This is a genomic window from Ramlibacter sp. G4-7, assembly GCF_057784995.1.
Window position 1 is genome coordinate 46027 of the sequence record NZ_JBYNTT010000008.1, and the last position, 18570, is coordinate 64596.

Below are 18570 nucleotides of genomic sequence, written 5' to 3' on the forward strand. Positions count from 1 at the left end.
CTCCTCGTCGGTGTCGGCTCAGTATCGCTTGGCGACCTCTTCCAGCATCACCTCCGTCGCGCCGCCGCCGATGGCCAGCACGCGGGCGTCGCGCCAGAGCCGCTCCACCGCGGTTTCCCGCACATAGCCCATGCCGCCATGGAACTGCTGGCAGCCTTGCACCACCTCGTTGGCCAGCTCGCCGGTCAGCGCCTTGAGCATGGAGACCTCCTGCACGACGTCCTGGCCCTGCGCCACGCGCCAGGCGCAGTGGTAGAGGAACTGGCGCGCCGCGCGGGTCTTGGCATCCCACATCGAGATGCGCTGGCGGATCACCTGCTGGTCCCACAGCGGCCCGCCGAAGGCCTGGCGCTGGCGCACGTGGTCCAGCGTGAGTTGCAGCGCGCGCTGGCAGTGGCCGACGGCCATCGCCGCCAGGGCGATGCGCTCGGTCTGGAAGTTCTTCATGACCGAGTAGAAGCCCTTGCCTTCCTCGCCCAGGAGGTTGGCCGCCGGGATCCGGACCCTGTCGAACACCAGCTCCGCGGTGTCTGAGGACAGCCAGCCCGTCTTCTTCAGCGCCCGGCCGACGCTGAAGCCGGGCGTGCCCTTCTCCACGATGAACATCGACACCTCGCGCTTGCCCGGCCCCGTCTTCGCCGCGACGAAGTACAGGTCCGCGTGCACGCCGTTGGTGATGAACATCTTGGTGCCGTCCAGCACCCAGCCATCGCCATCCCTCACCGCGCGCGTGCGGATGCCGGACACGTCGGAGCCCGCGCCCGGCTCGGTGATCGCCACCGCGCAGACCTTCTCGCCCGCGGTGAGCTGGCGCAGGTACCGGTCCTTCTGCGCCGCGTTGCCGGCGTGGTGCAGGTGCGGGCCGGCCATGTCGGTGTGGACCAGCACGGTGATGATGAAGCCGGCGAAGGTCGATTGCGACAAGGCCTCGGCGAACACCAGGTTGCTCAGCGCGTCGGCCCCGCCGCCGCCGTACTCGGGCTCCCACATCAGGCCGAGCAGCCCTGCCGCCCCCATGCGCCGCAACACCTCGCGCGGGACGAAGCCCTGCTCTTCCCAGGCCTGCGCCTGCGGCTCGACCTCGCGTGCGAGGAAGCGCGCCACCTGGTCGCGCAGCAACTCGTGTTCCGGGGTGTCGTAGATGGAGGCCTGCATGCTCACATCCGGAACACGCCGAACTTCGGCTCGGCGATGGGCGCGTTCATGGAAGCGGAGAGCCCCAGCGCCAGCACGCGGCGCGTGTCGGCCGGGTCGATCACGCCGTCGTCCCACAGGCGCGCGCTGGAGTAGTAAGGGTGCGACTGCCTGCCGAACTGGTCGAGGATGGGTTGCTTGAAGGCCGCTTCCTCCTCGGCGCTCCAGCTGCCGCCGCGCGACTCGATGCCGTCGCGCTTGACGGTGGCCAGCACGCTGGCCGCCTGCTCCGCGCCCATGACGCAGATGCGCGCGCTGGGCCACATCCACAGGAAGCGCGGCGAATAGGCGCGGCCGCACATGCCGTAGTTGCCGGCGCCGTAACTGCCGCCGATGATGACCGTGAACTTGGGCACGCTGGCCGTGGCCACCGCCGTCACCAGCTTCGCGCCGTGGCGGGCGATGCCTTCCGCCTCGTACTTGCGGCCGACCATGAAACCGGTGATGTTCTGCAGGAACACCAGCGGCACCTTGCGCTGGCAGCACAGCTCGATGAAGTGGGCGCCCTTCTGCGCCGACTCGGAGAACAGGATGCCGTTGTTGGCGATGATGCCGACCGGCATGCCTTCCAGGTGCGCGAAGCCGCACACCAGCGTGGCGCCGAAGCGCGCCTTGAACTCGTGGAACTCCGAGCCGTCGACCAGACGGGCGACGATCTCGCGCACGTCGAAGGGCTTGCGCGCGTCGGTCGGGATGATGCCGTACAGCTCGCTGGCTTCGTACTTCGGCGGCTGCGGCTTGCGCAGCTGCACCGGCGGCTCCTTGGTCCGGTTGAGCGTCGCCACCGCGCTGCGCGCGAGCGCCAGCGCATGCGCATCGTTCATGGCCAGGTGGTCCGCCACGCCCGACAGGCGCGTGTGCACGTCGCCGCCGCCCAGGTCTTCGGCGCTCACGACCTCGCCAGTGGCGGCCTTCACCAGCGGCGGGCCGCCCAGGAAGATCGTGCCCTGCTCCTTGACGATGATGGTCTCGTCGCTCATCGCGGGCACGTAGGCGCCGCCCGCGGTGCACGAGCCCATCACCACGGCGATCTGCGCGATGCCCTGCGCGGACAGGTTGGCCTGGTTGTAGAAGATGCGGCCGAAGTGCTCGCGGTCGGGAAAGACCTCGTCCTGGTTCGGCAGGTTGGCGCCGCCCGAATCGACGAGGTAGATGCAGGGCAGGCGGTTCTGGGCCGCGATCTCCTGCGCCCGCAGGTGCTTCTTCACCGTCATGGGGTAATAGGTGCCGCCCTTCACGGTGGCGTCGTTGCACACCACCATGCAGTCGATGCCGCTCACCCGGCCGATGCCCGCGATCATGCCGGCGCAGGGCGCGGCCATGACGCCGCCCTTCTCCAGGTACATGCCGTGCGCGGCCAGCGGCGCGATCTCCAGGAAAGGCGTGCCCGGGTCCAGCAGCATCTGCACCCGCTCGCGCGGCGGCAGCTTGCCCCGGTCCGAATGCTTCTTGCGGGCCGCCTCGCCACCGCCCGCCGCATGCAGCGCGACCTGGGTGTTCAGGTCCTCCACCAGCGCCTGCATGGCGGCGGCGTTGGCCTGGAAGTCCGCGGAGCGGGGATTGAGCTGGGTCTCCAGGATCGTCATGCGAGCGAGCTTAAGCCGGACCCGCCGCGCGCGGTTTGCCCCACAGGTTGCAAATCCTGCCAGCCCACTACACTTGCCGCATGGCCTCCCGCGCGCCCGCCCCGCCCCCCGCCGCCGCCACGCCGATGGCCTTCGCGCGAGCGATCGTGGCGGCCTACCGGGGCCGCGGCCGGCGCCCGGATGGGGCCTTGCGCCTGGCACAGATCACGCCAGCCGCCCTGCAGCAGCCCGACGGTCGCATGACCGCCCGCCAGATGGAACTGCTGTCCGCCGCGGCCATGCAGGAACTGGACGACGAAGGCCTGGGCGCCTTCGGCCGCCGCCTGCCCTGGGGCAGCTACGGGATGCTGGCGCGCGCCTCGCTCAGCGCGCCCACGCTGGAGGTGGCGCTGCGGCGCTGGTGCCGCCACCACGGCCTGCTCACCGACGACGTGGCGCTCGCACTGACGGTCGGCGGCAATGTCGCGACGATCGCGGTCGAGGAACGCGCCTCCCTGCCCGCCGAGGTGCGCGAACTGAGCCTGGCCTTCCTGCTGCGCAACGTGCACGGCCTGGCCTGCTGGTACATCGATTCGCGCATCCCGCTGCTTGCCGCCGCCTTCCCGTACCCGGCGCCGCCGCACGCGGCCGCCTATGCGCACATGTTCCCGGCGCCCTTGTCCTTCGACGCGGCGCAGGCGCAGATCCGCTTCGACGCGCAGTACCTCACGCTGCCCCTGCGGCGCGACGAGAAGGCGCTGGCGCAGATGCTGCCGCGGGCCCTGTCCATCACCGTGCGCCAGTACCGCCGCGACCGGCTGCTGGTGCCGCAGGTGCGGCAGGCGCTCGCCGCGCATCCCGAGCGCAGCCACAGCGCCGAGGCGCTCGCGGCGCTGCTGCACGTGTCGCCGCGCACGCTGCACCGCCAGCTGAAGGAAGAAGGCGCCAGCCTGCAGCAGCTGAAGGACGAGGTACGGCTGGAGCGCGCGAAGGACCTGCTCTACCGCACCGACAAGCCGGTCAAGCAGGTGGCCGCCGCCGTGGGCTTCCGCAACGAGAAGAGTTTCTCGCGCGCGTTCCGGCTGTGGACCGGCCTGTCGCCGGCAGCACTGCGCAACGCCGAATAGCGCCCCAAGGCCGCGCAGGCCGTTGCTAGCATCGCCCTTCACCGCGAAAGGGACGTGCATGGAGACCGTGTTCGGCATCGACGCCACGCTGCTGTCGCGCGTCCAGTTCGCGTTCACCATCTCCTTCCACATCATCTTCCCGGCGTTCAGCATCGGGCTGTCCGCCTTCATCGCCACGCTGGAGATCCGCTGGCTGTGGACCGGGCGCCGGCACCTGCACACGCTGGCGCGCTTCTGGACCAAGATCTTCGCGGTGTCCTTTGCCATGGGCGTGGTGTCCGGCATCGTCATCGAATACCAGCTCGGGACGAACTGGGGCCGCTTCAGCCAGGTCGTGGGCAACACGCTGGCGCCGCTGTTCGCCTACGAGGTGCTCACCGCCTTCTTCCTGGAGGCGAGCTTCCTCGGGATCATGTTGTTCGGCTGGAACCGCTTCCCGCCCTGGCTGCACACCCTGGCGTCGGTGCTCGTCGCGCTGGGCACGGCTCTCTCCGGCTTCTGGATCCTGGCGGCGAACAGCTGGATGCAGACGCCCGCGGGCTTCGCCATCGAGAACGGCGTGACCTATCCCGTGTCCTGGTTCGAGGTGATCTTCAACCCCAGCTTCCCCTACCGCTTCGCGCACATGATGATCGCCACCTACCTCACGACCTCGCTCGTGGTGGCGGCCACCGGCGCGCGCTACCTGCTGGGCGGGCGCTTCCGCGAGGAGGCGATGACGATGCTGCGCATGGGCCTGGGCATGCTCGCGATCCTGGCGCCGCTGCAGGCGGTGGTGGGCGACCTGCATGGGCTCAACACGCTGAAGCACCAGCCGGCCAAGATCGCGGCCATCGAGGCGCACTGGGAAGACAAGGGGCCGATGGACCTGGTCCTGTTCGCCTGGCCGGACAGCGCGCAGGAACGCAACCACGCCGAGATCGCGATCCCGCGCCTGGGCAGCCTGATCCTCACGCACGACATCGACGGCCGGGTGAAGGGCCTGAAGGAGTATCCGCGCCGGGACCGTCCGCCCGTGGCGCCCGTGTTCTTCAGCTTCCGCCTGATGGTGGGCCTGGGACTCCTGATGATCGCGGCCGGCTGGCTCGGTTGCTGGCTGCTCTGGCGCCGCCGCATCGAAGGCGCGCGCTGGTTCCTGCAGCTGCTGGCGCGTTCCTGGCCGGTCGGCTTCGTCGCGCTGCTGGCCGGCTGGATGGTCACCGAGATCGGCCGCCAGCCCTGGATCGCCTACGGCGTGCTGCGCACGGCGGACGCCATGTCGCCGGTGGCCGCCTCGCAGGTGCTGGTCTCGCTGCTGCTGTTCGTGCTCGTCTACTTCGTCGTGTTCTCGGTGGGCATCTGGTACGTGCACCGCATGATCGGCAGGGGCCCGCACGCCGCCCTGCCCGGCCCCGACACGCTGCCCAACCGGCCGCTGGCCGGCGGCCAGCCCGATCGCAAGGAGGCGGTGCCGGCATGAACCAGTCGCAGGTCGGCGAACTGCTGCCGGTGCTGCTGGCGCTGACGCTGGGCTTCACCGTGGTCATGTACGTGGTGCTCGACGGCTTCGACCTGGGCATCGGCATGCTCTTTCCGTTCTATCCGCAGGAAGCCGACCGCGACCTCGTGATGAACTCGGTCGCGCCCTTCTGGGACGGCAACGAGACCTGGCTGGTGCTGGGCGGTGTGACCCTGTGGGCCGCCTTCCCCAAGGCCTTCGGCGTGATCCTGCCGGCGGTGTACATGCCGGTGATCGTGCTGCTGCTGGCGCTGATCTTCCGCGGCGTCGCCTTCGAGTTCCGCTGGGTCGCCAAGCCGCACCACCGCAAGTGGGACATCGCGTTCGCCGCCGGCTCCACGCTCGCCGCCTTCGCCCAAGGCCTCGTCCTCGGCGGCATCCTGGAGGAGATCCCCGTGCGCGACGGGCAGTTCGCGGGCACGCCCTGGTGGTGGCTCTCGCCCTTCACCGTCATGTGCGGCGCCGGGGTCACGGTGGGCTATGCCTTGCTCGGCGCGACCTGGCTGCTGCTCAAGACCTCCGGCCCGGTCGAGGAGCGCGCGCGCCGGCTGGCGCTGCCCTTGCTGCTGGCGCTGCTGGCGTTCATCGCCGTCGTCAGCATCTGGACGCCGCTGCAGTTCCCGCGCATCCGCGAGCGCTGGTTCGGCTTCCCGAACACCTTGTTGCTGGCGCCGGTGCCTGCGGCGACCCTGCTCTTCGCCTGGCTGTGCTGGTGGGGCATCCGCAGGAAGGGCGCCGTCCTGCCCTTCGTGAGCGCGACGATGATCTTCCTGCTGGCCTTCGCCGGGCTGGTCGTTTCGAACGTGCCTTACCTGGTGCCGCCGGTGATGACGGTGTGGGATGCGGCTTCGCACCCGACCACGCAGATCTTCTACCTCGTCGGTGCGGCCATCCTCATCCCCCTCATCCTGGGCTACACGGCCGTGGTGTTCTACCTCTTCCGCGGCAAGCTGGAGCCGGGCCAGGGCTACCACTAGCGGTGCCGTCCGACCCGCAAAACGGGCACGGACGCACAGCCCCGTCCCCATGGCTGACCTCAAAGTCCGGTTCGGCGGCACCAGCCGCTTTCGAGGAAACCCATGCCCGTGATGCCCCGCCTGTCGCTCCTGCCCGGCGTCCTGCTGCTCGTGGCCGCACCGGTCGTCCTGGCCGAGTCGCCCATGCCGGACCCGGTCGCACCCGCCGTGGTCGGCCGGCCGCTCGACAAGATCGTCCCGGCGCGGGGCACGCCGACCCAAGCCGCAAGAACGCCCGAGCCTGCACCCCGGCCCTCCGCGGTGCGCAAGGTCGTAGGCCCGACCACGTCATCGCCGCCGGCGCAGGATGCGAATGCCGCGCGGCACGTCCCCAAGCAGGCGCTGGACGACCGCGCCGATCCCGGCATGCGCCTGAGCGAAGTCGGCGTCGGCACGCACTTCGCGCGCAAGCCGCTGGGTGCGGGCGCCTATTTCGGCGACCGGCACCGGGCCGCCGTACGCAAGTACTACACGGAGCACCCCGCACCCGCCGCCAGCGCGGGCTGGAAGATCGGCGAGCCGATGCCGCGCGGGGCCGCGGTCGCGGAAGTGCCGCGCGGCCTGCTGGCCAGCCTGCCGAAACTGCCGCCGGGCCACCGCTACGTGCAGCTTGGCGGTGAGGTGGTGCTGGTCGCCTCCGGCTCGCGGATGGTGGTCGACGGGATCAGCCGCACGCGCTGATCCGCGCACGGCCCGCGGCCGCGCAGCGCGCGTCTTGCTGCCGCAACGGACGCCGCGGGCGCGCAGCTTCCCGCCGCTACACTGCGCCCGCAACACCGGGCCTTCGCTTGAAACTCTTCTACGGCTGGCGCATCTCCTTCGCCGGCGCCGCCATCCACTTCCTGCATTCCGCCTTGCTGGTGCAGGCGTTCGGGGCCTACGTCGCGATCCTGTCGGAGCAGAAGGGCTGGAGCAAGACGGCACTGGCCGGCGGCGCGGCGCTGCAGGTGGTGGAAGGCGCGCTGCTCGGGCCGCTGCTGGGATGGCTGGTTGACCGCTTCGGGCCGCGCCGCCTGGTGCAGTGCGGGCTCGTCGTGCTGGCGACGGGCTTCTTCTGTTTCAGCCGCGTCGAGACGCTGCCCGGCTTCTACGGCGCGGTGCTGCTGATCGTGGTCGGCACCAGCTTCTGCGGCTACTTCCCCTTCTCGGTCGCGCTGGTGCACTGGTTCCGGCGCTGGCGCGCGCGGGCGCTGTCGCTCATGAGCCTGGGCCTCGCGCTGGGCGGCGTCGCGGCGCCGCTGGTGGCCTGGGCGATGCAGAAATTCGGCTGGCAGCACGTGGCGTTCGCGTCCAGCATGATCTTCCTGGCCGTGGGCCTGCCGCTGGCACGCATCGTGCGGCGCAACCCGGCGGAAATCGGCGAGACCATGGACGGCGAGCCGGCGCCTGCGCCCGACGAGCCCACGCTGGGCGGCACCATGCCGGCACGCGAGCGCAGCTTCACCGCCGCCGAGGCCTTGCGCACGCGCGCCTTCTGGCTGCTCGGCGTGGGCCATGCCTTCGCCCTGCTGGTCGTGACGGCGGTCAACGTCCACGCCATCTCGCACATCAAGGAAGGCCTGCACTACACGCTGCCGCAGGCCGGGTTCGTGATCACCCTCATGACGCTGTCGCAGGCCGGCGGCGTGCTGCTGGGCGCCGCGATGGGCGACCGCTGGAACAAGCGCCACGTCGCCGCCGGCTGCATGCTCGCCCACATGGCGGGCCTGCTGATGCTGACCTGGGCGGTCCACCCGCTGATGCTGGGCGCCTTCGCGCTGCTGCACGGCGCAGCCTGGGGCCTGCGCGGGCCCTTCATGCAGGCGCTGCGCGCCGATTACTTCGGCCTGCAGTCCATCGGCATGATCCTGGGCCTGTCGGCGGTGCTGGTCTCGCTCGGCCAGGTGGCCGGCCCGCTGATCGCCGGCATCTTCGCCGACGCCAGCGGCCACTACCGCATCGGCTTCACGCTGCTCGCGCTGGTGGCGGGCACGGGCTCGCTGCTGTTCATGCTGGCCCGCAAGCCCGCCTGAGGGCTGCCGCGATCGCGCCCGGCACCGGCTTCGCTAGGCGCCCTGCCAGCCGGCGCGCACCGGCTGCTGCGCGGGCGGCGTGGCCGGGTCGGCCGCGTCGCCGAGATGGAAGCGGCTGACCGCTTCCAGCAGGGCGCGGGCCTGCTCGCGCATCGAGTCCATGGCGGCGGTCGCCTCTTCCACCAGCGCCGCGTTCTGCTGCACGACGTTGTCCATCTGCGCCACGGCGGTGTTCACCTGGCCGATGCCGGCACTCTGCTCCTCGCTCGCCGCGGCGATCTCCGCCACGACGGCGCTGACTTCGCGCACCGCCTGGACCACGTCCTGCATCGCCGTGCCGGCCGTGTCCACCAGCTGCGCGCCGCTCTGGACGTCCTCGCCGGAGGCGCCGATCAGCGCCTTGATCTCGCGCGCCGCCTGCGCGCAGCGCTCGGCCAGGGTGCGCACCTCGCCGGCGACCACCGCGAAGCCGCGGCCCTGCTCGCCGGCCCGCGCCGCTTCCACGGCGGCATTCAGCGCCAGGATGTTGGTCTGGAAGGCGATGCCGTCGATCACCCCGGTGATCTCCGCGATGCGCCCGCTCGACCCGGAGATGCGGCCCATGGTGTGCACCACCTGGCCCACCACCTCGCCGCCGCGCGTGGCCAGCGCCGCGGCCTCGCCCGCCAGCCGGCTGGCGCGGCGGGCGTTGTCCGCGTTCTGCGCCACCGTGGAGGTCAGCTCCTCCATCTGGCTCGCCGTCTGCTCCAGCGTCGTGGCCTGTTCCTCGGTGCGCTGCGACAGGTCGATGTGGCCCTGGGCGACCTGGGCGCTGGTGTCCGCGACGATGCGCGCGCGTTGCGCCACTTCGAGCACGAGGTTGCGCAGCTGCTCGGTCATCGCGGCCGTGGCCTGCAGCAGGCGCGCCGCCTCGTTCTTGCCGTAGACGCGCACGCGGGTGCTGAGGTCCCCGTTGGCGATGCGCATGGCGGCGACGATCACCTCGCGCAGCGGCCGGCGCACGCTGCCCACCAGCAGCGCGGCGAACAGCCCGGACGCGGCCAGCGCCAGCAGGAAGACGCCGGCCTGCAGCAGCAGGACCTCGCGTCCCTGGGCGGCGCTGCGGGCGAGCAGGCGCGCTTCCTCGTCGCCGGCGCGCTGCGCCACGGCTTGCAGCTCGGCGCGCAGCTCGGGCGGCGCGGCCTGCACCTGCGTCAAGGAGCCGACCAGCGCGCGCATCCGCGCGAGGTCCTGCGCGTGCTGCGCATGCGCGCCGCGCACCTGCAGGGCGCCAAGCCCGGCGACGATCGCCGTCGCGGCGAGCAGGAGGATGACGAGCAGCCACAGGCGGGTGGCGATACCGAGGCGGGACATCAAGACTTCTCCATCAAGGGGACAGGCGCGCGAGCAGCTGGCGGAAATCCAGCTCCGCGTTGCCGGAAGGGGCATGGGCGAAGACGGCGTTCAGGGCCGCCCAGTCTTCGGGCGCCAGCAGCGCGCGCGCCGCGGGAATCACGACGGCCTCTTCCCGGCCCATGTGCTCCCAGTGCAGCTCCGCGAAGCGCCCCATCGCGTCTTCCAGCGCGCGGCTGGCGGCCAGCCGCGCCGGGAGGCCGGCCGCGTCTTCGAGCAGGTGCAGCCGCATCGCGAGTTCGTCAAGCAAGGCCTGGTCGCGCACGTGCTGGCGCTGCAGCTCGTCGAGCTCGGTGTCGAAGTCCTGGCTGCGCGCGCGCAGCCGGCCGAACAGGTGCTGCTCCTCCTTCGCGTGGTGCAGGCCCAGGGGCGGCGAGCGCAGCGCCGACAGCGCCGCGCCCAGAGCGAGCAGGTCCACCGGGGTTCCGGCTTCGCGCGACGCGGCGAGCAGGCTCATGCAGGCGTGGATCACGGCTCCCAGCGCCCGGTGCTCGTCGCGGATCACCGCGAGCGCGCGCTGCCCGGCCGCGGGCGGCATCACGGGTGCCACGAGCACCGGCAGGCCGGCACCGGCGAGTGCGGACAGGGACAGCGCGCCTATGCCGCCGGCGCTGCATTCGGCCGCCTCCGGGGCGACGAACAACACGTCGCAGCCGAGCGTCCCGGCGGCCGCGAGGGTCGCGGTCTCGGCACTCCGGCCGCGGGTCCAGCGCGCGTCGCAGGGCACGCCCAGCGCGCGTGCGCCCGCTTCCGCCTTGGACAGCAGCTCGCGCGCGCGCCCGGTGCGCTGGCTGTCGCGCAGCTCCGGCGCGGCCAGCGTCCGCAGCAGCGGCGCGTCCTCGTGGGCGTCTTCCTCCACGACGACGTGGAAGAAGGTCACGCGTGCATCGAGCGGCCGCGCGAGCGCGAGCGCCCGGCCCACCGTGTCGAAGGCGCGATCGGCCGAGTGCAGGGGAACGAGGATATGGCGGTACATGAAGGCTCCGGGCGGAGGACCGCCAGCACCGGCAGATTAGGAGCGCCATTGCCCCAAAGGCCTCCCCACGCTGGGGGGGAGAAGCGGCCGCGGCGCGCTACCATTCGTATTCATTCCGGACCGTCCCGTGCCCCCGCCCGCCAGCGCCGCCAGCACCGACTTGCTGCTGAAGGTAACGCCCCCGCGCGCACCGCGCGAGGCCATCGCACGCGCCGCGCTCGCGGGCAGCGAGCGGGCGCTGGGAGAACATCCGGTGGTCCTGGTGCAGGCCCCCGCAGGTTTCGGCAAGACCCTGCTGCTCGCGCAGTGGCGGCGCGAGCACCTGTCGCACGGCGCCGCGGTTGCCTGGCTGCTGGGACAACCCGAGGACAGCCCGGCCCGGTTCGTGCAGGCGCTGGCCCTGTCCGTGCGCGTGGGCGCCGGGCGGCCCACCTTCGGACACGCGCTGCTGCAGGCCGGCAGCCCGGCGGGCGTCGACGGCGTCACCGCGTGGCTGGCGGAGGTCGCCCAGAGCGCGCTGAACCTGGTGCTGGTGGTGGACGAAGCCGACCGCCTGCCAGCCGCCACGCGCGATGCGCTCGCCTACCTGCTGCGCAATGCGCCGCCCAACCTGCGCTGCATCGTCGCGGCGCGCACCGATTGCCAGCTCGATCTGGAGGACCTGGTCGCCTACGGCCAGTGCGTGGTCGTGGGCACGGCGCAGCTGCGTTTCACGCTGGAGGAGACCCTGCAGCTCGCGCGCAACCGCTTCGGCGATGCGGTCGACGCCGATGCGGCCGCCCGCCTGCACGAGATGGCCGAAGGCTGGCCGCTCGGACTGCAGCTGGCCTTGTCGATGACGGCTCCGGGCGCGCGGCCGGAGCTGCCGCGCCTTCCGGCGCAGGGCGGCGCGTTGCGCTCGCAGCTGCTGGAATACCTGCTGGGCAACCTGGACCCCGGCGACCTCGACTTCCTCACGCGCATTTCCATCGCCGACCCGCTGCACCCCGACCTGTGCGACACGCTGGTGCCCGAAGGCGGCTCGCGCCAGCGCCTCGCGCGCCTGCTGCGCGACACGCCGGTGTTCGTCGCCTCCGAACACTCCGACTGGCTGCGGCTGCACTCGCTCGCGGGCGAAGCGCTGCGCGAGCGGCTGAAGGCCTTCCCCGCCGAGGAGATCCGCGCCTTGCACGCGCGGGCCGCGGAATGGCTGGCCGAGCAAGGCCTGCTGGACGCCGCCGCGCAGCAGGCGCTCGCCTCCGGCCAGGAGCAGAAGGCCTATGAACTCGCCGAGCGCAGCCTCTACGAGCTGATGGTCGTGCAGGGCCGGCAGGCGACGGTGCTCGACTGGGTGCAGCGCCTGCCCGCGGGAGAACTGGAGCGGCGGCCGCGCCTGCTGCTGGCCGGGGCCTGGTCGCTGGCGATCAGCGAACGGCACGAGGAAGCGAGCCGGCTGGTCGCCCGCCTGCTGGAACAGCCCGGCCCCGCCGCCGACGCGAGCCTGCGCTGGGAGTGCGCGCTCATCCTCGGCGGCGCGGCCATGTTCGCCGACGATCCCGACCGTTTCGTCGCGCTGCACGAGCCCTGGCCGGAGGCGCCCCCCGGCGCCGACACGCGCCTGCGCCAGATCCACGCGAACCGCCTGGCCATGCGCGCGCTGCTGCAGGGCGAGCCGGCGCTGGCCCGCCTGCGGCAGCAGCAGGGGCCGCGCAGCGAAGGCAATTCGTCCGAGCACCTCAACCGCTGGGGCGACCTCATCATCTCGCTGAGCTACCTGTGGGAGGGCCAGGTCCTGCTGGCCGAGCAGATGCTGCGCCCGGCGCTGGCCGGCACCGACGCCGACCTGGGCCGGCGCAGCCCGCTCGCCGTCAACCTCGCCGCCCTGCTGGCCGCCGCGGCCTGGGAACGCGACCAGCCCGCCGAAGCCCAGGCCCTGCTCGCGAACCGGCTGGACGTGCTCGAGCGCTGCGGGCTGGCCGACTGTGTGCTGCTGGCGTACCGTGCCCTCGCGCGCATGGCGGTGGCCAGCCAGAACGAGCATCGCGCGCTCGAACTGCTGGGCGCGCTCGACGCGGTCGGCATGGCCCGGCGCCTGCCGCGGCTGCGCATCGCCAGCCTGGCCGAACAGGTGCGGCTGCACGCACGGCGCTTTCGCAGCGAAACCTGCCGCGACCTCTGCCGCCAGATGGACGCGGTGCTGGCCGAGCCGGGCATCCCCGACGGTCCGCTCTGGCAGCGTCCGGTCGACGGCATGCGGCTGCTGGCGCAAGGCTACGCGGCCATTGCCGCGCAGGACTGGCGCACGGCCGTGCAGCCGCTGGCGCAGGCGGAGGCCATCGCGCGCCAGACCCGCCAGGGCCGCGTGCGCATCGAGGCCCTCGGCCTGCGCGCCTGGGTGCTCGACCGTTGCGGTGAACGGGCGCAGGGCCTCATGCAGGAGGCCTTCGGCCTGGCGGAGGCCTGCGGCCTGCAGCGCGTCTTCACGGACGCCCATCCCGCGCTGGCCGACTGGCTGCGCAACGCCAGCCCGCCGGCGCCGGCGCGCGCCGCCGCACCGCCGGTGCCGGTCAACGGCCGGCCCGCCCTGCAGCCGAAAGCGACCCCCAGCATGGTGCTCACGCCCAAGGAGCGCGAGGTGCTCGAGCTGCTGGCGCGCAGCCTGTCCAACAAGGAAATCGGACTGGCGATGCAGGTCGGCGAGGAAACCATCAAGTGGCACATGAAAAACCTGTTCGCCAAGCTGGATGCCGGCACGCGCAAGCAGGTCGTCTCGCGCGCGCGCATCCTCGGCCTGCTGGCCGACGCCTCCTCCTTGTAGGCGCCGGCCCCCTCTGCGATGGGGGGACGTGGAGGGCCCCCGCTGCCTACTCTTGGCGCATCCCCAAGGAGAAGCCAAGATGCTCACCACCCAGGAGACAAGCCGCGCCGCGGCCCCTGCCGTCCTTTCCACCCGTTCCCGTTCGATCCGGGTCGAGCCGCTCACCTGCGCGATCGGCGCCGAACTCGACGTGAACCTCGGGGTCGCCTCGCGCGACCCGGAACTCGTCGCCGAAATCCGCGCGCTGCTGCTGCAGCACCGCGTCGTGTTCTTCCGCGACCAGAACATCACCCGTGCCGAGCACGTGGCCTTCGCCCGCCATTTCGGCGAGCTGGAGGACCACCCCGTGGCCGGCAGCGACCCGGACAACCCGGGCCTCGTGCGCATCTACAAGTCGCCCGAGCAGCCCAACGACCGCTACGAGAACTCCTGGCACACCGATGCCACCTGGCGCGAGAAGCCGCCCTTCGGCTGCGTGCTGCGCTGCGTGGAGTGCCCGCCGGTGGGCGGCGACACGATGTGGGCCAACATGGTGCTGGCGTACGAGAAGCTGCCCGCCACGGTGAAGGACCGGATCGCGAACCTGCGCGCGCGCCACAGCATCGAGGCCAGCTTCGGCGCCGCCATGCCGGTGGAAAAGCGGCTGGCGCTGCACGTCCAGTTCCCGGACGCGGAGCACCCGGTGGTGCGCACGCACCCCGAGACCGGCGAGAAGATCCTGTTCGTCAACGCCTTCACCACGCACTTCACGAACTTCCACACGGCGGAGAACGTGCGCTACGGCCAGGACTACACGCACGGCGCGAGCGACCTCCTGCGTTACCTGGTCTCGCAGGCCTCCATCCCCGAGTACCAGGTCCGCTTCCGCTGGAAGCCCAACAGCATGGCGATGTGGGACAACCGGTCGACGCAGCACTACGCCGTCATGGACTACCCGCCCTGCCACCGCAAGATGGAACGCGCCGGGATCATCGGCGAAGCCACCTTCTGACCCGCCCCACCAACGTCACACATCCCAAGGACAAGCGATGAATTTCCTCGACGGTTCCCTGTTCCCCGAAAACCAGGACAAGCTGGTCATCACCGCCGCGCCCTATGGCCCGGAGTGGATCCCTTCCGACTTCCCGCAGGACATCCCGGTCACGATGGAAGCGCAGGTGCAGAAGGCGGTGGACTGCTACAACGCCGGCGCCACGGTGCTGCACCTGCACGTGCGCGAGCTCGATGGCAAGGGTTCCAAGAAGCTGTCGAAGTTCAACGAGCTGATCGCCGGCGTGCGCAAGGCCGTGCCCGACATGATCATCCAGGTGGGGGGCTCGATCTCCTTCGCGCCGGAAACCGACGGCGCCGCGGCCAAGTGGCTGTCCGACGACACCCGCCACATGCTGGCGGAACTGGACCCCAAGCCGGACCAGGTGACCGTGACCGTCAACACCTCGCAGATGAACGTCGTCGAGCAGATGGACGTGGAGGACATCGCCGGGACCTCGCTCGCCGAGCCGGAGAACAACCACGCCTACGCCAACATGGTCGTGCCCTCGACCCCCAGCTTCTTCGAGGAGCACGTGCGGCGCCTGAGCAAGGCCGGCATCCAGAGCGCCTTCCAGTTCTACAACATCAACAGCTACGAGACGGTCGAGCGCCTGATCCGCCGCGGCATCTACAAGGGCCCGCTGGTGTGCAACTGGGTGGCGATCGGCGGCGGCATGGACCAGCCGACGATCTACAGCCTGGCCAACTTCGTGCGCGCCATTCCAGACGGCACCATGCTGACCGTGGAGTCCAGCATGCGCAACGTGCTGCCGATCAACATGATGGGCATCGCGATGGGCCTGCACGTGCGCTGCGGCATCGAGGACAACCTGTGGAACCAGTCGCGCACGGCCAAGATGACGACCGTGCAGCAGATCGAGCAGCTGGTGCGCATCTCCCGCGAGTTCGGCCGCGAGGTCGCCACCGGCAAGGAAGCGCGCAAGATCTGCAAGATCGGCGTCTTCTACGAGACCGTGGAAGAGACGCTGGCCGCCAACGGTTTCGCCCCCAACGCCAAGGGGCGCCAGCAGGGCTTCCTGCGCAAGGCGGCCTGAGCATGGCGGCGGACCAGGACCCGGCCACGGTCCTCATCGTCCCGGGACTGCGCGACCACGTCGAGCAGCACTGGCAGACCCTGCTCGCGCAAGAGCTGCCGCGGGTGCTCACGGTGCCGCCCATGGGCCGTGAAGACCTGGACTGCAGCAAGCGCGTGGAGGCGATCGAACACGCCGCGCAGCAGGTGCAGGGTCCGCTGGTCATCGTCGCGCACAGCGGCGGCTGCATCATGGTCGCCCACTGGGCGCTGCGGACCCGGCGGCGCGTGCTCGGCGCCCTGCTGGCCACGCCGCCCGACTTCGACAAGCCGATGCCGGCGGGCTATCCCACGCTGGAGGCGCTGCAGGCCGGCGGCTGGCTGCCGGTGCCGCGCCGCACGCTGCCCTTCCGCAGCATCGTGGTCGCCAGCCGCAACGACCCGCTCGGCGAGTGGTCGCGCGTCGCGCTGCTCGCGCGCGACTGGGGCAGCGAACTGGTCGACCTGGGCGAAGTCGGCCACCTGAACCCTTCCTCCGGCTACGGCCCCTGGCCGCTGGCGCACGCCTTCATCGCGCAGCTCGCGCAACGCGATCCCGTCCGCGCCTGACGCGGGCGCCACTAACGAACAAGGAGACAAGCATGGCGCGAGCCATCCGCATTCATGAAACCGGCGGCCCCGAGGTCCTGCGCCTCGAGGACGTCAGCGTCGGCGAGCCCGGACCGGGCCAGGCGCGCGTGCGCCACAAGTACGTCGCGGTCAACTTCATCGACACCTACTTCCGCACGGGCCGCTACCCGCTCGCGCTGCCCAACGGCCTCGGCTCCGACGCCGTCGGCGTGGTGGAAGCCGTGGGCGCCGGCGTCACCGACGTCCAGCCGGGCGACCGCGTGGGCTACCTGCTGGGCCCGCAAGGCGCGTACTCCGACGTGCGCGTGATGCCGGCCGACGTGCTCATCCCGCTGCCCGATGGCGTCACCGACGCCACCGCGGCCACGCTGATGATGAAGGGCATGACGGCGCAGTACCTGTTCCGCCAGGTCTTCCCCCTCCAGGGCGGCGAGACCATCCTGTACCACGCGGCCGCCGGCGGCGTGGGCCTGATCGCCTGCCAGTGGGCGAAGGCCCTGGGCGTGCGCATGATCGGCACCGTCAGCACCGACGAGAAGGCGGCCATCGCCAAGGCGCATGGCTGTGCCGAGGTGATCGTCACCGCGCGCGAGGACATCGCCAAGCGCGTGCGCGAACTCACCGACGGCAAGGGCGTTCCGGTGGTCTACGACTCCGTGGGCAAGGACACGCTCATGGCCTCGCTGGACAGCCTGCAGCCGCGCGGCCACCTGGTGAGCAACGGCACCAGCTCCGGCCCGGTGGTGATCGACACCATGCTGCTGGCGGTGAAGGGCTCCATCTGGGTGACGCGCCCGGCCATGATCCACTATGCGACGCCGCGCGCGCACATGCTCGGGATGGCCAAGGAGCTGTTCGACCTCGTGCTCGCCGGCAAGATCAGGAGCGAGCCCAGCCAGACCTATGCGCTGGCGGACGCCGCCGAGGCGCACCGCGCCCTCGAATCGCGCCGCACCACCGGCGCCACGGTGCTCGTGCCATGAGCATCCAGCTGACCTCCATCGACGCGCGGCCGGTTTCGGACGATGCGTACCTGTTCACGCGCGGCGCCGCCTGGTTCGCTTACGCCATGACCCTCGGGCTCATGGTGGTGGACTACGTGGACCGGCAGGTGATCGTGTCCCTGTTCCCGCACATGAAGACGGCCTGGGGCCTCAGCGACACCCAGCTCGGCGCGCTGGTCTCCGTCGTCTCGCTGACGGTGGCCCTGGGCGCGCTGCCCGTGGCCCTGTTCGCGGACCGCGCCAGCCGGGTGAAGAGCATCGTCACGATGGCCGTGATCTGGAGCATCGCGAGCATCTCCTGCATGTTCACGCGCAGCTACAGCCAGCTGCTGGCGGGCCGCGCGGCCGTCGGCCTCGGCGAAGCGGGCTACGGCTCGGTGGGCGCGGCGCTGATCGCCAGCCACTTCCCGCAGCGCCTGCGCGGCGCGCTGATGGCGGGCTTCTTCGCCTGCGCCTCGGTCGGCTCCGTGCTGGGCGTGATGCTGGGCGGCCTGATCGCCGCGCGCTGGGGCTGGCAGGCGGCCTTCGGCGTGGTGGGCGTGCCCGGACTGGTGCTGGCCTTGCTGTACCTGAAGGTCCGCGACTACCGCACCGTGGCGCTCACGCCCACGCTCGACAAGGCCACGCAGTCGGCCGGCGGCGTGCTGCGGCACGTCGCCAAGGCCCTCAGCCGCTCGCCCACGATGCTGTTCGTGTGCATCGGCGGCGCGGCGCAGCTGATCGTCGTCTCCGCCGTGTGGTCCTGGCTGCCCAGCTTCTTCAACCGCGTGCACGGTCTCGCGCCGGAGCAGGCCGGCGTGCGCGCCGCATTGATCGTGCTGTGCGGCGCCGTGGGCAGCGTCGCCTGGGGCGCGATGGTGGACCGCGCCGGCGCGCACCGACCGCGCAACAAGCTGCTGGCGATGGCGGCCCTGTGCCTGCTGTCGCTGGTGGTGCTGGCGCTGGCCCTGGGCCTGCCGGCGCTGGGCTGGGCGATCTCGCCCAGCGCGCAGTTCGGCCTGATCGCCGCCGGCGGCTTCGTCATGACCTGCTCCGTCGGCCCCGTGTCGGCGGTGGTCATCGACGTGATCCACCCCGGCGTGCGGGCCACGGGCTCCTCGGTGCTGGCGCTGTTCCAGAACCTGTTCGGCCTGGCCGCCGGTCCCCTGATCGCCGGCACCCTGTCGGACGCCTGGGGCCTGCCTCTGGCGCTGGCCGCGATGCCCTTCTTCTCCATCCTCGCCGCCCTCGCCTTCCTGCGCGCGGGCCGCACCTATGAAGCCGACGCGGCCCGTGCCGCCGAGGCGCCCTGACC

15 protein-coding genes are annotated in these 18570 nt (G+C 71.5%); 11 read left to right on the plus strand and 4 right to left on the minus strand.

Going from position 1 to position 18570, the window contains the following annotated elements; genetic code table 11:
- Positions 1-18: 18 nt before the first annotated feature.
- The gene (locus tag AC3EGR_RS12545) at positions 19-1155 is read right to left on the minus strand and encodes an acyl-CoA dehydrogenase family protein (RefSeq protein ID WP_488546816.1); all 1137 of its coding nucleotides are present in this window, start codon (positions 1153-1155) and stop codon (positions 19-21) included.
- A 2-nt stretch (positions 1156-1157) separates the two neighbouring features.
- The gene (locus tag AC3EGR_RS12550; protein WP_488546817.1) at positions 1158-2780 is read right to left on the minus strand and encodes a carboxyl transferase domain-containing protein; all 1623 of its coding nucleotides are present in this window, start codon (positions 2778-2780) and stop codon (positions 1158-1160) included.
- Between the two features lie 80 nt (positions 2781-2860).
- Between AC3EGR_RS12550 and AC3EGR_RS12555 the strand changes: the two genes are divergently transcribed.
- The 5 genes from AC3EGR_RS12555 to AC3EGR_RS12575 all read left to right on the plus strand — a co-directional run bounded on the left by AC3EGR_RS12555 (position 2861) and on the right by AC3EGR_RS12575 (position 8412).
- Positions 2861-3886, plus strand: coding sequence for an AraC family transcriptional regulator ligand-binding domain-containing protein (locus AC3EGR_RS12555; RefSeq protein WP_488546818.1), 1026 nt, complete (start codon positions 2861-2863; stop codon positions 3884-3886).
- A 58-nt stretch (positions 3887-3944) separates the two neighbouring features.
- Complete coding sequence (locus tag AC3EGR_RS12560) at positions 3945-5345, plus strand: cytochrome ubiquinol oxidase subunit I (RefSeq protein ID WP_488546819.1); 1401 nt, start codon at positions 3945-3947, stop codon at positions 5343-5345.
- On the plus strand, positions 5342-6361 hold the full coding sequence (gene cydB, locus AC3EGR_RS12565; protein WP_488546820.1) for a cytochrome d ubiquinol oxidase subunit II: 1020 nt from the start codon (positions 5342-5344) through the stop codon (positions 6359-6361). The genes AC3EGR_RS12560 and cydB overlap by 4 nt, the downstream gene beginning before the upstream one ends.
- A gap of 102 nt (positions 6362-6463) precedes the next feature.
- Positions 6464-7081: a hypothetical protein gene (locus tag AC3EGR_RS12570; protein ID WP_488546821.1), complete on the plus strand. Its 618-nt coding sequence runs from the start codon at positions 6464-6466 to the stop codon at positions 7079-7081.
- Positions 7082-7188: 107 nt separating this feature from the next.
- On the plus strand, positions 7189-8412 hold the full coding sequence (locus AC3EGR_RS12575; protein ID WP_488546822.1) for an MFS transporter: 1224 nt from the start codon (positions 7189-7191) through the stop codon (positions 8410-8412).
- Positions 8413-8445: 33 nt separating this feature from the next.
- Here the strand turns inward: AC3EGR_RS12575 and AC3EGR_RS12580 are convergent, their stop codons facing one another.
- Together AC3EGR_RS12580 and AC3EGR_RS12585 are read right to left on the minus strand one after the other, a co-directional pair.
- A complete protein-coding gene (locus tag AC3EGR_RS12580) occupies positions 8446-9765 on the minus strand; it encodes a methyl-accepting chemotaxis protein (protein WP_488546823.1) in 1320 nt (439 codons plus the stop codon).
- A 13-nt stretch (positions 9766-9778) separates the two neighbouring features.
- Positions 9779-10780, minus strand: a complete 1002-nt coding sequence (locus AC3EGR_RS12585; RefSeq protein WP_488546824.1) for a hemerythrin domain-containing protein — start codon at positions 10778-10780, stop codon at positions 9779-9781.
- A gap of 127 nt (positions 10781-10907) precedes the next feature.
- Between AC3EGR_RS12585 and AC3EGR_RS12590 the strand changes: the two genes are divergently transcribed.
- The 6 genes from AC3EGR_RS12590 (at position 10908) to AC3EGR_RS12615 (ending at position 18568) form a co-directional block, all read left to right on the plus strand.
- The gene (locus tag AC3EGR_RS12590; RefSeq protein ID WP_488546825.1) at positions 10908-13577 is read left to right on the plus strand and encodes a winged helix-turn-helix domain-containing protein; all 2670 of its coding nucleotides are present in this window, start codon (positions 10908-10910) and stop codon (positions 13575-13577) included.
- 145 nt (positions 13578-13722) lie between these two features.
- Positions 13723-14568: a TauD/TfdA dioxygenase family protein gene (locus tag AC3EGR_RS12595; protein ID WP_488547017.1), complete on the plus strand. Its 846-nt coding sequence runs from the start codon at positions 13723-13725 to the stop codon at positions 14566-14568.
- A gap of 37 nt (positions 14569-14605) precedes the next feature.
- Entirely contained in the window at positions 14606-15664 is a 1059-nt protein-coding gene (locus AC3EGR_RS12600) for a beta-keto acid cleavage family enzyme (RefSeq protein ID WP_488546826.1), read from the plus strand.
- Between the two features lie 2 nt (positions 15665-15666).
- A complete protein-coding gene (locus tag AC3EGR_RS12605) occupies positions 15667-16251 on the plus strand; it encodes an RBBP9/YdeN family alpha/beta hydrolase (protein ID WP_488546827.1) in 585 nt (194 codons plus the stop codon).
- A 32-nt stretch (positions 16252-16283) separates the two neighbouring features.
- The gene (locus AC3EGR_RS12610) at positions 16284-17255 is read left to right on the plus strand and encodes a quinone oxidoreductase family protein (protein ID WP_488546828.1); all 972 of its coding nucleotides are present in this window, start codon (positions 16284-16286) and stop codon (positions 17253-17255) included.
- Positions 17252-18568, plus strand: a complete 1317-nt coding sequence (locus AC3EGR_RS12615; RefSeq protein WP_488546829.1) for an MFS transporter — start codon at positions 17252-17254, stop codon at positions 18566-18568. The genes AC3EGR_RS12610 and AC3EGR_RS12615 overlap by 4 nt, the downstream gene beginning before the upstream one ends.
- The last annotated feature ends 2 nt before the right edge of the window (positions 18569-18570 follow it).

What these genes read in the sequence shown, in the direction of transcription:
- AC3EGR_RS12545 (WP_488546816.1), bottom strand. Translation starts at nt 1,155, where the DNA reads ATGCAGGCCTCCATCTACGACACCCCGGAACACGAGTTGCTGCGCGAC.
- AC3EGR_RS12550 (WP_488546817.1), bottom strand. Translation starts at nt 2,780, where the DNA reads ATGACGATCCTGGAGACCCAGCTCAATCCCCGCTCCGCGGACTTCCAG.
- AC3EGR_RS12555 (WP_488546818.1), top strand. Translation starts at nt 2,861, where the DNA reads ATGGCCTCCCGCGCGCCCGCCCCGCCCCCCGCCGCCGCCACGCCGATG.
- AC3EGR_RS12560 (WP_488546819.1), top strand. Translation starts at nt 3,945, where the DNA reads ATGGAGACCGTGTTCGGCATCGACGCCACGCTGCTGTCGCGCGTCCAG.
- cydB (WP_488546820.1), top strand. Translation starts at nt 5,342, where the DNA reads ATGAACCAGTCGCAGGTCGGCGAACTGCTGCCGGTGCTGCTGGCGCTG.
- AC3EGR_RS12570 (WP_488546821.1), top strand. Translation starts at nt 6,464, where the DNA reads ATGCCCGTGATGCCCCGCCTGTCGCTCCTGCCCGGCGTCCTGCTGCTC.
- AC3EGR_RS12580 (WP_488546823.1), bottom strand. Translation starts at nt 9,765, where the DNA reads ATGTCCCGCCTCGGTATCGCCACCCGCCTGTGGCTGCTCGTCATCCTC.
- AC3EGR_RS12585 (WP_488546824.1), bottom strand. Translation starts at nt 10,780, where the DNA reads ATGTACCGCCATATCCTCGTTCCCCTGCACTCGGCCGATCGCGCCTTC.
- AC3EGR_RS12600 (WP_488546826.1), top strand. Translation starts at nt 14,606, where the DNA reads ATGAATTTCCTCGACGGTTCCCTGTTCCCCGAAAACCAGGACAAGCTG.
- AC3EGR_RS12605 (WP_488546827.1), top strand. Translation starts at nt 15,667, where the DNA reads ATGGCGGCGGACCAGGACCCGGCCACGGTCCTCATCGTCCCGGGACTG.
- AC3EGR_RS12610 (WP_488546828.1), top strand. Translation starts at nt 16,284, where the DNA reads ATGGCGCGAGCCATCCGCATTCATGAAACCGGCGGCCCCGAGGTCCTG.
- AC3EGR_RS12615 (WP_488546829.1), top strand. Translation starts at nt 17,252, where the DNA reads ATGAGCATCCAGCTGACCTCCATCGACGCGCGGCCGGTTTCGGACGAT.